Origin of the sequence: Agathobaculum ammoniilyticum (assembly GCF_025567315.1) — a bacterium.
Taxonomy (GTDB): domain Bacteria; phylum Bacillota; class Clostridia; order Oscillospirales; family Butyricicoccaceae; genus Agathobaculum; species Agathobaculum ammoniilyticum.
Window position 1 is genome coordinate 14,978 of record NZ_JAOQJE010000010.1, and the last position, 12,431, is coordinate 27,408.

Sequence of the window (12,431 nt, forward strand, 5' to 3'; positions counted from 1 at the left end):
ATGCTATATATATCGGATTTGAAGAAATAGGAGCGATGCAGATTATGTATTCGAAAGAGGTACAGGTTACCAATCAGGTAGGTTTATATGCCCGACCGGCAACTTTTTTTATTCAGAAAGCCAATGAATTCAAGAGCACGATTCTGGTAGAGAAGGAAGAGCGCCGCGTGAATGCGAAGAGCCTGCTCGGTATCCTTTCCCTTGGCATTACCAAGGGTACTACCATCAACCTGATTGCGGACGGACCGGACGAGGAAGAGGCGGTATCCGCATTGGTTGAGTTGATTACGTCCAATTTCACCGACTGATTTTATCGCATCCTGCAAAAAAGCGCCGATATCGCATCGGCGCTTTTGTTTTACCCTGCGGCTTTTTTCAAAGGGGAAAGCGGGAGGCTGGCGCTTCTTTAACGCGCCACAAGGAAGAAAGGGGCGGCCCGCCATAAACAGGGAGCAATTAAAAGAGCGTGTGCGCAAGCTGCCCATGCAGCCAGGCGTATACCTGCACAAGGACAAGACCGGTAAGGTAATCTACGTCGGAAAAGCGAAGCTGCTGAAAAATCGGGTGTCCAACTACTTCCAGGCGCCGGAGCGCCTGAACCCGAAAACGCGGCAGCTTGTCAGCCATATCGCGGATTTCGACATCATTGTGACCGAGACCGAGTTCGAGGCGCTGGTGCTGGAAAATTCGATGATCAAAAAGTACAAGCCCAAGTACAACATCCTTCTCAAGGACGACAAGGGCTATCCGTATATCCGGCTGAATATGGACGCGCCGTATCCGGCGTTTTCCGTGGTGTCCAAGCCGGGGCATGACGGGGCGCGGTATTTCGGCCCCTACCCGGGGCGCGTGGCCGCGCGCCGCGCGATCGATACGATCAGCGAGGCGCTGCATCTCAAAACCTGCTCGCGCGTGTTCCCACGCGACATCGGCAAGGACCGGCCGTGCCTGAACCAGCATTTGGGACGTTGCTGCGCGCCCTGCACGGGTAAGGTCAGTCCGGAGGAGTACCATGCGCTGATCGGCCAGGCGGTCGCTTTGTTTGAGGGCGACGCAAAGCGGCTGGAAAAGGAACTGACGGAGAAAATGAATGAAGCGGCCGAGGAGCTGCAGTTCGAACGCGCGGCGCTGCTGCGCGACCGCCTGCGCGCGGTGCAGCGGCTGGGAACGCGGCAGCATGTGGTCGCGGGCGCGTTCGCGGAGCTGGATGTCGCGGCGTTTGTGCAGGGGCAGACGCGCGCCTGCGTGTGCGTGCTGCACTATGGCGGCGGCGCGCTGCAGGACAAGGAGTACACCCTGTTCCATCTGACCGAAAGCGATCCGGCCGAGGTGTTGTCGTCGTTCATCAAGCAGTATTATGCGCAGCGCGGCGCTGTGCCGAAAACCATACTCCTTTCGCACGAGCTTGAGGAGCAGGAGGCGGTGGCGGAATACCTGTCTTCGATCGCGGAGCGACGGGTCGAACTGGCGGTCCCGCAGCGCGGCGAGCGCCGCGTGCTCACCAGGCTCGCGGAAAAAAACGCGCGCGAGGAGATCGAGCGCAGGGAAAAGCAGTCCGAGCGGCGGCACAAATCGCTCGAGCTTTTACAGAACGTCACCGGCATGGCCGCGCTGCCGCTGAGGCTCGAGGCATACGATATCTCCAACTTCGCGGGGCAGGATACGGTCGGCTCGATGGTTGTGTTCACGGAAGGGCAGCCAAAAAAAAGCGACTACCGCAAATTCCGGATCGCCTGCGCGGCCAACGGGCAGGACGACTACGCCTCCATGCGTGAAATGCTCACCCGCCGCGTACAGCGCTATGTGGACGGGGACGAGAAATTCACGCCGCTGCCGGGGGCCTTTTTGATCGACGGCGGCCTGGGGCATGTTCGCGTTTGCAAGGAGGTGCTGGATTCGTTCGGGCTGACGACGCCCTGCTTCGGCATGGTCAAGGACGATCATCACCGCACGCGCGCGCTCGTTGCGCCGGACGGGCGCGAGTTCGGCATCTCGGCCACGCCCGCGCTGTTCGCGCTGATCGGCCGCATCCAGGAGGAGGTACACCGGTTTGCCATTGAGTATAACCGCAAGCTGGGCGGCAAAAAGGTGCGCGGTTCAACGCTTGACAAGATCGAGGGCATTGGGGACAAGCGGCGCGCCGAGCTGCTCCGGCACTTTGGCAGCATCGAGAACATCCGGCAGGCGAGCGAGCAGGAGCTTACGCGGGTGTTGCCGCGCAATGCGGCGCAGGCGGTATACGATTTTTTCCATAAGGAGGACTGAAGTATGCGTGTGGTATCCGGCTCCGCGCGCGGCTGTAAATTGCAGCCCGTACCCGGCATGAGTACCCGCCCGACGACCGACCGCGTTAAGGAAAATGTGTTCAACCTGATCCAGGAGCATGTCCGCGGCGCGGAGGTACTCGACCTGTTTGCGGGAACGGGGCAGCTTGGGATCGAGGCGCTTTCGCGAGGCGCGCGGCACTGTGATTTTGTGGAGTGCGATAAGGCGGCATACAATATCGTGTGTAAAAATACAGAAACCGCCCGCGTGGCCGACCGCGCCTCGCTACACCGGAAAGAGGCGGCCGACTTTGTTTCCTGTGCTGGAAAGCGGCGCTACAGCTTGATTTTTCTCGATCCCCCTTACGGCGGCGAAATTCTGGAAAATGCATTATTACAAATAGAAACGTTTGACATTCTCTCTACAAATGGTATAATAATATGCGAAAGTGCAGTAGAGGACCGGTTTGCGCACGGGTTTGAGGTCGTCCGCGAACGTCGCTACGGCGCGACTTTGATTACCGTTCTGCGGAACGGCGAAACGGATGAAAAGCATGAGAGTAGCGATCTATCCGGGCAGCTTTGACCCGGTCACCTTGGGACATCTGGATATTATCCGCCGCGCGTCGGTCGTGTTCGACCGGCTGATCGTTGCGGTGATGCATAACCAGAATAAAAAGCCGATGTTTTCGGTGGACGAGCGTATGGATTTCCTGAAGCGGACGACAGGCGACCTGCCTAACGTGGAGGTCGCGTCGTTTGGCGGCCTACTCGCGGATTATGCGAAGCAGGAGGGCGCCTGTGCGGTGGTTAAGGGACTGCGCGCGGTTTCGGATTTTGAATATGAGTTCCAGATGGCGCTGGCGAACCGGAAGCTTAATCCTGAATTGGACACGGTGTTCCTGATGACGAGTGCGGAGTATATGTATTTATCCTCGTCCGTAGTAAAGGATATTGCGGTGCATGGCGGCAGCGTTGCCGGATTTGTCCCTGCAGAAATTATAGACGATATTGTGCGCCGCACAAGAAAGGAAGGCTAACGATGGCAACTTTGGACGAACTGATCAACAGCATGTACGATATGGTACAGGACGCGAAAGGCATCCCGCTGGCGGGCGAGAAGTGCATCTTGGAGCGCGACCGTCTGCTTGATCTGCTCGATGAGCTGCGCGCCACGCTGCCGAACGACTTGAAAACAGCGCAGGACATCGTTGAGAAACGCAGTGAAATGCTTGCCTCCGGAAAGCGCGAGGCGGAATCGATCCGCCGTCAGGCGGAGGAGGATGCCCGGCAGATGGTTTCCGAAACCGAGATCGTCGTGGCCGCGCGACGCAAGGCAAAGGAAGTGCAGGGCAACGCGGAGATCCAGGCCCGAGAGTTGCGCCGAGTGACGAACGAATATTGTGAGGATACGCTCAAGCGCACCGAGGAGGCGGTGGCGCTTTCGCTGGAGGAGATCCGCAAGGTGCGCCAGCGCTTTAAGAGCATCGCCAAATAAATAATATTTTGCAGCATCCGAAAAGCCAGGTTTTTTACCTGGCTTTTTTTGCTGCGTTTTGCCGGCGAAATAAGGTGGAATAAACTGTAAAATAAGAGGAGGGTGGGAAAACGGCGCGGTACGGGCGGAAAGAATGCGCGTTTTTGTGGGATTTCTCCCCACCGTTCGCGCAGCCAAAATAGGCGTTTGTGGAAAGGAAAAATAATCGAACAAGTGTTTGAAAAATTGCAAAAACCACTGTTTTTTCATTTTACCGCCATAATCTTCCGCAAAAAAATACGAAAAAAATCCTTGCAATCTGGAGGGCTTCTCGTTATAATGGATTCAAGGTGGTGAGAAGTGGGGTAAAGTGTCACAGATTCCACCAAAGGGAAAGCGTGGTGTGAATCGGTGAAAGGCGAATACAAGCATTCCATAGACGCCAAGGGGCGTCTGGCGATGCCGGCCAAGCTTCGTGATGAGCTCGGCGAACGCTTCACCGTCACCAAAGGGCTGGATGGATGTCTGGCCGTTTATCCGGAAAAAGAGTGGGAGGGGCTGGAAGAGCGCATCCGCTCCCTGCCCATGTCCAAATCCCGCGATCTGCAGCGCTTTTTCTTCTCGGCCGCGTTCGACGCCGAGCTGGACGCGCAGGGCCGCATCCTGCTGCCCGCCAACCTGCGCGCGTACGCAGGGCTGAGCAAGGAGACGGTCGTTATCGGCGCCTCTAACCATGCGGAAATTTGGGACGCCGTGAAATGGGCGGCTTACAATGACAGCATCACCGATGATCGCATCATGGAGGCCATGGAGGATCTCGGGTTCTAAAAAGCGCCGTACAAGGAGGGTCAGCGTATGGAATTTCATCACGTTTCCATTTTGCTCGAACCCTGTCTGGAGGCGCTGCATATCAAGCCGGACGGCGTTTACGTCGATGCGACGACAGGCGGCGCCGGACATTCGCTCCGCATTGCGGAGCGTTTGCATGATACTGGACGCCTGGTCTGCATCGATCGGGACGACGAGGCGCTGGAAAACGCGAAAGTGCGCCTGAAGAAGGTCTGGCAGCGCGTATACACGGTGAAAAGCGATTTCCGCGAGATTGATCGGGTGCTTGCCAGCCTGGGGCTGGCGGGCGCGGATGGGATACTGTTCGACTTGGGCGTTTCGTCGCCGCAGTTGGACCATGCGGAGCGAGGTTTTTCCTACATGAAGGATGCGCCGCTCGACATGCGGATGGACCGGACGCAGACGCTGACCGCGTACGACGTGGTAAACGGCTGGAGCAGGGAGGAACTTCGTCGTATCCTGTTCGAATACGGCGAAGAACGCTATGCGCCGCTGATAGCAGCGGCCATCGAGCGGGAGAGAGAAAAAAAGCCGATAGAAACGACGGGAGAGCTTGTAGAAATCATAAAGGGCGCGATGCCGGCCAAGGCGTTGCGGGAAAAACAGCATCCGGCCAAGCGCAGCTTTCAGGCGATCCGCATAGCCGTTAATGACGAGCTTGGCGCGGTGCGGGAAGCGATGGATAAGGCGATCGACTGCCTGAACCCGGGCGGGCGCCTGGCGGTGATCACATTCCACAGCCTAGAGGACCGCATTGTCAAAGCCGCGTTCCACCAGGCGGCACAGGGCTGCACCTGCCCGAAGGATTTTCCGGTCTGCGTCTGCGGCGGGAAGCCTAAAGTCAGGCTGACGCCCCGCAAGCCGATTCTGCCGGATGAGAAAGAACTTGCAGACAACCCGCGGGCGCGGAGCGCAAAGCTTCGCGTGTGCGAAAAAATAGGAACAGACGGATAGGACAGAAAGGAAATGCAATGATGACTGCCAGCAGGGAGAGCGTAGCGTACAAACAGTATGAAGAGCGCATGGCGCCCGTACAACAGGAAAGAACACGCGACCTCCGTGCAGTCCCGACGCCGCGCCGCCGCAAAAAAGCCGCCGTACGGCTGAACGTGTTCGTGTGCGTCAGCGTCATTGCGATCGCAGCGGTGTATATCCTGTTCTGCCAGATGCAGCTGACCCAGCTGACCGCGCAGGTCAGCACCCAGACCGAGGCGCTCGACGAGCTTGCGGCGGAAAATGTTTCCCTGTCAAGCAAGCAGATGAACAGCATGGACATGACGCAGGTGGAGGAATATGCGGTGAACCACCTGGGCATGGTAAAAATGGACAATTCACAGATCGAATATGTGGAACTGACCAATCCGGATACGGTCACGGTGGCGCAAAGCGGGGTGTCGCTGGACGCGCTGTTTTCCGGCTTGGCGCGCAGCTTTTCTGCAGCCCTGGAATATATCCGGTAAGTAAATGAATAGGATGCGTAATAGGGGAGTGAGAGGTGGAAACTTCTGACTCCTTACGCTTTTTTTCGACCAAACGGCAGTGGAGGGATGCAACGCAAATGGCAGCAAAGGGACCGAACAATTTAATGCGCTCGCGCATCGTGATGCTCACGCTGGCGTTTGTGGCGATCGGCTTCGGCCTGGTCGCCGTGCGCCTGCTGTATATGCAGGTATTCCGCAACGACTTTTATGTGCAGCAGGCGACAACACTGCAGACGCGGGACACGCTGGTCACGCCCAACCGCGGCACGATCTATGACGCGAATATGCAGGTGCTGGCTGAATCGGCCTCGGTCGCCCGTATTACGGTCAACCCCAAGGCTGTGATCGACGAGTCCAAGGTGAACAAGGGGATACCGGCGGAACAGCAGCAGCAGGAGCTGGCGCAGATTCTTGCCGACACGCTGGAGTTGGACTACGACACCGTGCTGGGGAAAATCAAAAGAACCGATACCCAATATCAGATCATCGCCCAAAAGGTAGATAAGGACACGGAAAACGCCCTGTATGAAAAGCTCGAGGCTGCGGGCTGCGGCAACGCGGTCTATTCCGAGCCGGACACCAAGCGGTATTACAAATACGGCGCCTTCCTTTCCACCGTGCTGGGCTATGTCAACGACGATAACGTGGGCGTTTACGGCTTGGAATCCGAATACGAGAGCGAGCTTGCCGGTACTGCGGGGCGCATCGTCCGCGCGCAGAATGCCAAAAACCAGGATATGCCGTATGATTATCAGCAGTACATTCCGGCAACGGACGGAAACTCGCTTGTGCTAACGATCGACAGCGACATCCAGAATATCCTAGAAAAGCATCTGGAAACCGCGCTGGCGGATAATCCCAATGCACGCGACGGCGTATCGGGTATTGTGATGGATGTCAAAACCGGCGCGGTGCTAGCGATGGCCAACCTGCCGGACTTCGACCCCAACCAGCCGCGCGTAATCTCGGACGAACGGTACCTGAACGAGCTGAAGGAGACCGTGCAGAAGCTTTTGGAGGAGGCCGGTGTATCGGCGGAGATCCCCGACAAATACTATCAGGAGGGCGGACTGGATAACCTGCCGGAGAGCGTGCAGAACAATGAGGCCTTGGTTGACGCGCTGACGGACGCGCGGACCGAGGAGCTTTACAAGATGTGGTATAATCCGGTTGTGACCGATACCTATGAGCCGGGCTCCACTTTCAAGCTGATGAACGTGGCGACCGCCTATGAGCTGGGCGTGGTGCATGCGGAGGATACCTTTTACTGCGGCGGCTCGATGATGGTCGGCGACTGGAAGGAGCCGATCAAATGCCACAACACCAACGGGCATGGCTCGCAGACGCTGACGCAGGCGGTGATGAACTCCTGTAACGTGGCGATGATGCAGATCGTAGCAAAGACCGGCAGGGAACGCTTTTACGACTTTTTCAAGGCGTTCGGCATGAATAGCAGGACCGGCATCGACCTGCCAAATGAAAGCCCAGGCATCTTCTTTGACGTAGAGGACAGCACCTCGTGGAACGAGGTGTCGCTCGCGGTATCCTCGTTCGGCCAGCGCTTCCAGGTAACGCCGATTCAGATGGCGAGCATGATTTCGGCCATCGTGGACGACGGGAGGCTGAAAAAGCCTTATCTGGTCCGCGAGGTGCTGAATGCGGACGGTTCGATCAAATCCACGGCCGAGACCGAGGTTGTCCGCCAGGTCATTTCGGAGGACACCTCCGCGTATATGCGCGATACGATGCTGCAGGTTGTGGAAAGCGGCACGGGCAAGAACGCCTATGTACCCGGCTACCGTGTGGGCGGTAAGACCGCAACCTCAGAGATTCTGAAAGAGGCGGAGGACGTCGAGGACCGCTATACGGCTTCGTTTATCGGCGTGGCGCCGATGGACGATCCGCAGATCGTGGTGCTGGTCGCGATCAGCGACCTGCCGGAATCCTCTCCGCACGGCGGCGGTGCGCTCGCCGCGCCGGTCGTCGGCCGCATCATGGAGGATGTGCTGCCGTATATCGGCGTGACGCCGGTGTATACCGATGAGGAAAACGACCGCCGCGAGCTGACCGTACCCGGCGTGGTCGGCTCCACGCAGGAGCAGGCGGCGAGCACGCTGCAGCAGGCGGGCTTTGCGTACCGCGTCGTCGGCAGCGGCGACACGGTCACCGACCAGGTGCCGGCCAGTGGTGTGCGCATTCCGGCCAGTGGCAAGGTCATCCTGTATATGGGCGAGGATAAGCCTGCGGAGCAGATCGAGGTACCCGACCTGACCGGATTGACGCCGGACGAGTGCCGAGACACGCTGGAGCAGTACGGACTGTACCTCAAGCAGAAGGGGGTCGCGTCCTCGCAGATTACAGGCAATACCACCGCGAGCCGGCAGAGTCCGGCAAAAGGGACCAAGGTGAATATCGGCGCGGTGGTCACGGTTGAATTTTCCGACACAACGGGTGTCGACGACCGATAGGAGGAACGGAATGAAATTACAGGAATTGCTGGCTGGCGTTGCGGTGCAGAGCCGTACGGCGGCGCCGGAGCTGGAAATCGGCGAGGTGCGGTATGATTCGCGCGCGGTGGAAAAGGGCGACCTGTTTGTGGCTATCCGCGGCTATGCGACGGATGGCCACCGGTATATCGAAAAGGCGCTCGCGCAGGGCGCGGCGGCGATCGTATGTGAAGAAGCACCGGCGGGGGCGCCGGCGGTCGTGGTGGAGAACTCCCGCCGCGCGCTGGCGGAGATCGCGGCCAACCGCTTCGGCCATCCGGCGGACAGCATGGTCATGCTCGGCGTGACCGGAACGAACGGCAAAACCACCACGACCTACCTTATTAAGCATATTCTGGAGCAGGCAGGGCATACGGTCGGGCTGATCGGCACCAACCAGAACCTGATAGGAAGCGAGGCCATCGAAACTGAACGCACCACGCCGGAGAGCTATGAGCTGCAGGCGCTGTTCGCCCGTATGCGGGACGCCGGCTGCACGCATGTGATTATGGAGGTATCCTCGCACTCGCTCGTGCTCGACCGCGTACACGGCATCCGCTTTGCAGTCGGCGCGTTCACCAATCTGACACAGGACCACTTGGATTTCCACAAAACCATGGAGGAGTACCGCAGGGCAAAGGCGCGTCTGTTCGCGGTCAGCGACAGGGGCGTGATCAATCTGGACGATCCGGCAGCCGACGCCATGTTGGCGGACGCTCTGTGCCCATGCCTGACGTTTTCCTGTGAAAAGGACGCCGCCGACCTGACCGCCAGGAATATCGGCCTGCATGCGGATGGCGTTTCCTTCCTGGCCAACACCAGGGGCGAGCTGGCGCGCGTCCGTCTGGCGATACCTGGCCATTTTTCCGTGGAGAATGCGCTGGCCGCGCTGGGGATCGCACTGCAGCTGGATATGCCGCTCGCGGATGCCGCGAAGGCGCTGGCCACGGCAACGGGCGTGAAAGGCCGCGTCGAGGTGGTGCCGACCGATACGGATTATACAGTGCTGATCGACTACGCGCACTCGCCCGACGGGGTGGAAAACGTCCTGCGCGCCGTGCGCGGCTTTGCCAAGGGGCGGGTCGTGGCGCTGTTTGGCTGCGGCGGGGACCGCGACCGGACCAAGCGGCCTAAAATGGGCGCGATCGCGGCGGCGCTGTCGGATTTCTGCATCGTGACGAGCGACAATCCGCGCACCGAGGAGCCGCAGGCCATTATCGACGATATTCTGGAGGGCATGAAAGACACCAAAACGCCGACGCGGGTCATCGTCGACCGGCCGGAAGCGATCCGGTGGGCGCTTGCGCACGCCAGGAAAGAGGACATCATCGTTCTGATGGGCAAGGGACACGAAACCTATCAGGAGGTCAACCATGTGAAGCATCATATGGATGAACGGGAGATTGTCGCGGATTATTTCGCGGATAGGAAGTAAGAAAAACAGCTTGGGGGAATCGATTGATGGAACGCTTTACACTGGCGCAGGCAGCGGAATGGACCGGGGGGAAGGCGCACGGGGCGGCATCTCTGTCGTCGGTCTCCACGGATTCCAGGCAGATACCGCCGGAAACGCTGTTCCTGCCGCTCAAGGGCGAGCGCTTCGACGCGCATGATTTTATCGCAAAGGCGGTGGATAACGGCGCCGCGGCCGTGGTGTCGCACCGACAGAACGAAACCTATCCGGTGCCGGTTCTATATGTGGAGAACACCGCGCAGGCGCTGTTGGACCTGGCGGGCGGCTACCGCCGGCTGTGCGGCGGCAAGGTGGTCGGCGTAACCGGCTCGGTCGGCAAAACGACGACCAAGGAACTGCTTTACGCCGTGCTCAGGCAGCAGTTCTGCGCACAGAAAACCGAAGGCAACCTGAATAACGAGGTCGGCCTGCCCCTCACCCTGCTCCAAATGACTAGGAAAACCGAGGTCATGGTTGCGGAAATGGGCATGAACCATTTCGGGGAGCTGTCCCGTATGACCGCGGCCGCGCAGCCGGATATCGCGGTTATCACCAATATTGGCACCTCGCACATTGAATTCCTTGGCTCGCGCGAGGGCATCTGCAGGGCGAAGCTCGAGATTTTGGAGGGCCTCCGGCCGGACGGCTGCGCCGTGCTCTGCGGAGACGAACCGCTTCTCTGGGAGAAGCGGGACGCGCTGGGCTGCCGGACGGTTACCTATGGGATAGAAAATCCGGCGTGTGATTTAACTGCATACTTGCATAGAGACAGTGCATTTGATATAGTAAATAACGGTCTGCCGGCGGTCGAATTGCCGCAGGGCGGACGTTTTTCGGCAAAACTCAGCATACCGGGCGCGCATAATATACTTAACGCGCTCGCGGCGGCGGCGGTCGGCCTGCTGCTGGGCGAGACGCCGGAGCATATCGCCGCAGGACTTTCCTCCTATGAGGCAAGCGGCATGCGGCAGAACATTTACGAGCAGAACGGCTACTGCATCTTTGCGGACTGCTATAACGCCAGTCCGGACGCCATGGAGGCGGCGCTCAAGGTGCTCGGCGGCATGGCGGAAGGCGGGCGGCGGTTCGCGGTGCTTGGCTCCATGCTGGAGCTGGGCGGCTATGCGGAGGAGGGCCACCGCCGCGCGGGACGCGCGGCCGCGGAAAACGCCGACGCGCTGTATGCCTATGGGCCGGACGCGGGCGCGATGGTCGCGGGCGCGAAGGAGCGCGGCATGGCCGCGGCGTATGCGTTTGACGACCAGGCCGCGCTTGTCGCGGCGCTGCGGCGAGATGCGGAAAAGGGCGACGCGCTGCTGTTCAAAGGTAGCCGCGGGATGCGGATGGAGCGCGCGCTCGCATGGTTCTTAGGGGAGGACGTGGAAGAATGACACCGATCAATATCCGGACTGCGCTGATTGTCTGCGCGGTCGCATTTGTGATCACAGCGGCGATCGGGCCGGCGGTGATCCGCTATCTGCGCAAGATGAAATTCGGCCAGAAGATATTGGAGATCGGGCCGAAATGGCATATGAACAAGCAGAACATCCCGACGATGGGCGGGTTTATGTTTATCATCGGCATTGCAGTGGCGGTTCTGGCGGGCAACACGCTGCTGGGAGGGGTTTCGGTCTCCTCGCTGGCGGTGCTGGGCCTTGCCGCAGCGTACGGCGCGGTCGGTCTGGTGGATGATTACGCTAAGATCCGCAAAAAGGAAAACGCGGGGCTGACGCCCAAGCAGAAGCTGGTGCTTCAAATTCTGGTGGCGGGCGCGTTCATCCTGGTGCTGTTTCTGGAGTCGGACGGACTGCCCGCCCTCTGGATCCCGTTTACCGCTGTGGCGATCCCGCTTCCCTGGCCGCTGTACATCATCTTTGCCGCGTTCGTTATCGTGGGCGCGGATAACGCGGTCAACCTGACCGACGGTATCGACGGACTGGCCGCGGGTGTGACCCTGCCGGTCGCCATTTTCTTTGTGTTTGTCGGCATTGCGCGGCAGGACGCTGGCGTGATGCTGTTCGCGGCGGCGCTCGCGGGTGGCTTGGCGGCGTTCCTGATCTATAATTTCAATCCGGCCAAGGTTTTCATGGGGGACACGGGCTCGTTGTTTCTTGGCGGCGCGGTGGCAGGTCTGGCGTTTGCCTGCGATATGCCGTTGATCCTGCTGCTGGTCGGGCTGATCTATATTATCGAAACGCTGTCTGTCATCCTGCAGGTAACATGCTTCAAGGTTTCCGGCGGCAAGCGCCTGTTCAAGATGGCGCCGATCCATCATCATTTTGAGATGTGTGGCTGGGGCGAAAAGAAGATCGTGCTGATATTTTCCGGCGCGACCATTCTGCTCTGCCTGCTGGCGTATTATGTAGCGCTGGCGCCGGTTCTGTAAACTGTTTACAATTCAAAGCCCGTTCGGAGGTGTCC

The 12,431-nt window shown here is 59.2% G+C and carries 12 protein-coding genes; all 12 read left to right on the plus strand.

The genetic code is table 11. The features are described 5' to 3' along the window. Window positions 1–44 precede the first annotated feature (44 nt). The 12 genes from OCV66_RS10970 to mraY all read left to right on the plus strand — a co-directional run bounded on the left by OCV66_RS10970 (window position 45) and on the right by mraY (window position 12,396). A complete protein-coding gene (locus OCV66_RS10970; RefSeq protein ID WP_107632189.1) occupies window positions 45–308 on the plus strand; it encodes an HPr family phosphocarrier protein in 264 nt (87 codons plus the stop codon). 133 nt (window positions 309–441) lie between these two features. Beyond that, entirely contained in the window at window positions 442–2,265 is a 1,824-nt protein-coding gene (gene uvrC / locus OCV66_RS10975; protein ID WP_107632190.1) for an excinuclease ABC subunit UvrC, read from the plus strand. Between the two features lie 3 nt (window positions 2,266–2,268). Next, on the plus strand, window positions 2,269–2,850 hold the full coding sequence (gene rsmD / locus OCV66_RS10980; protein ID WP_054327154.1) for a 16S rRNA (guanine(966)-N(2))-methyltransferase RsmD: 582 nt from the start codon (window positions 2,269–2,271) through the stop codon (window positions 2,848–2,850). Then, window positions 2,819–3,304, plus strand: coding sequence for a pantetheine-phosphate adenylyltransferase (gene coaD, locus OCV66_RS10985; RefSeq protein ID WP_054327155.1), 486 nt, complete (start codon window positions 2,819–2,821; stop codon window positions 3,302–3,304). The genes rsmD and coaD overlap by 32 nt, the downstream gene beginning before the upstream one ends. Window positions 3,305–3,306: 2 nt before the next feature. Further along, the gene (locus OCV66_RS10990; protein WP_054327156.1) at window positions 3,307–3,762 is read left to right on the plus strand and encodes a hypothetical protein; all 456 of its coding nucleotides are present in this window, start codon (window positions 3,307–3,309) and stop codon (window positions 3,760–3,762) included. A 390-nt stretch (window positions 3,763–4,152) separates the two neighbouring features. Next, complete coding sequence (gene mraZ / locus OCV66_RS10995) at window positions 4,153–4,569, plus strand: division/cell wall cluster transcriptional repressor MraZ (RefSeq protein ID WP_262564482.1); 417 nt, start codon at window positions 4,153–4,155, stop codon at window positions 4,567–4,569. A gap of 27 nt (window positions 4,570–4,596) precedes the next feature. Then, complete coding sequence (gene rsmH / locus OCV66_RS11000; RefSeq protein WP_054327157.1) at window positions 4,597–5,544, plus strand: 16S rRNA (cytosine(1402)-N(4))-methyltransferase RsmH; 948 nt, start codon at window positions 4,597–4,599, stop codon at window positions 5,542–5,544. 17 nt (window positions 5,545–5,561) lie between these two features. Then, window positions 5,562–6,050, plus strand: coding sequence for a cell division protein FtsL (locus OCV66_RS11005; RefSeq protein WP_107631909.1), 489 nt, complete (start codon window positions 5,562–5,564; stop codon window positions 6,048–6,050). A 98-nt stretch (window positions 6,051–6,148) separates the two neighbouring features. Continuing rightward, window positions 6,149–8,539, plus strand: a complete 2,391-nt coding sequence (locus OCV66_RS11010) for a penicillin-binding transpeptidase domain-containing protein (protein ID WP_054327159.1) — start codon at window positions 6,149–6,151, stop codon at window positions 8,537–8,539. Window positions 8,540–8,549: 10 nt separating this feature from the next. Continuing rightward, entirely contained in the window at window positions 8,550–9,992 is a 1,443-nt protein-coding gene (locus OCV66_RS11015) for a UDP-N-acetylmuramoyl-L-alanyl-D-glutamate--2,6-diaminopimelate ligase (RefSeq protein ID WP_054327160.1), read from the plus strand. 26 nt (window positions 9,993–10,018) lie between these two features. Beyond that, on the plus strand, window positions 10,019–11,401 hold the full coding sequence (locus OCV66_RS11020) for a UDP-N-acetylmuramoyl-tripeptide--D-alanyl-D-alanine ligase (protein WP_147574288.1): 1,383 nt from the start codon (window positions 10,019–10,021) through the stop codon (window positions 11,399–11,401). Next, window positions 11,398–12,396 (plus strand): phospho-N-acetylmuramoyl-pentapeptide-transferase, encoded by a 999-nt coding sequence (gene mraY / locus OCV66_RS11025; RefSeq protein WP_054327163.1) that lies wholly within the window; start codon window positions 11,398–11,400, stop codon window positions 12,394–12,396. Before OCV66_RS11020 ends, mraY begins: the two co-directional genes overlap by 4 nt. The last annotated feature ends 35 nt before the right edge of the window (window positions 12,397–12,431 follow it).

Excerpts from the sequence above, each read along its gene's own strand:
- OCV66_RS10970 (WP_107632189.1), top strand. The coding sequence starts at position 45 with ATGTATTCGAAAGAGGTACAGGTTACCAATCAGGTAGGTTTATATGCC.
- mraY (WP_054327163.1), top strand. The coding sequence starts at position 11,398 with ATGACACCGATCAATATCCGGACTGCGCTGATTGTCTGCGCGGTCGCA.
- coaD (WP_054327155.1), top strand. The coding sequence starts at position 2,819 with ATGAGAGTAGCGATCTATCCGGGCAGCTTTGACCCGGTCACCTTGGGA.
- OCV66_RS11005 (WP_107631909.1), top strand. The coding sequence starts at position 5,562 with ATGATGACTGCCAGCAGGGAGAGCGTAGCGTACAAACAGTATGAAGAG.
- OCV66_RS10990 (WP_054327156.1), top strand. The coding sequence starts at position 3,307 with ATGGCAACTTTGGACGAACTGATCAACAGCATGTACGATATGGTACAG.
- OCV66_RS11015 (WP_054327160.1), top strand. The coding sequence starts at position 8,550 with ATGAAATTACAGGAATTGCTGGCTGGCGTTGCGGTGCAGAGCCGTACG.
- rsmH (WP_054327157.1), top strand. The coding sequence starts at position 4,597 with ATGGAATTTCATCACGTTTCCATTTTGCTCGAACCCTGTCTGGAGGCG.
- OCV66_RS11020 (WP_147574288.1), top strand. The coding sequence starts at position 10,019 with ATGGAACGCTTTACACTGGCGCAGGCAGCGGAATGGACCGGGGGGAAG.
- OCV66_RS11010 (WP_054327159.1), top strand. The coding sequence starts at position 6,149 with ATGGCAGCAAAGGGACCGAACAATTTAATGCGCTCGCGCATCGTGATG.
- rsmD (WP_054327154.1), top strand. The coding sequence starts at position 2,269 with ATGCGTGTGGTATCCGGCTCCGCGCGCGGCTGTAAATTGCAGCCCGTA.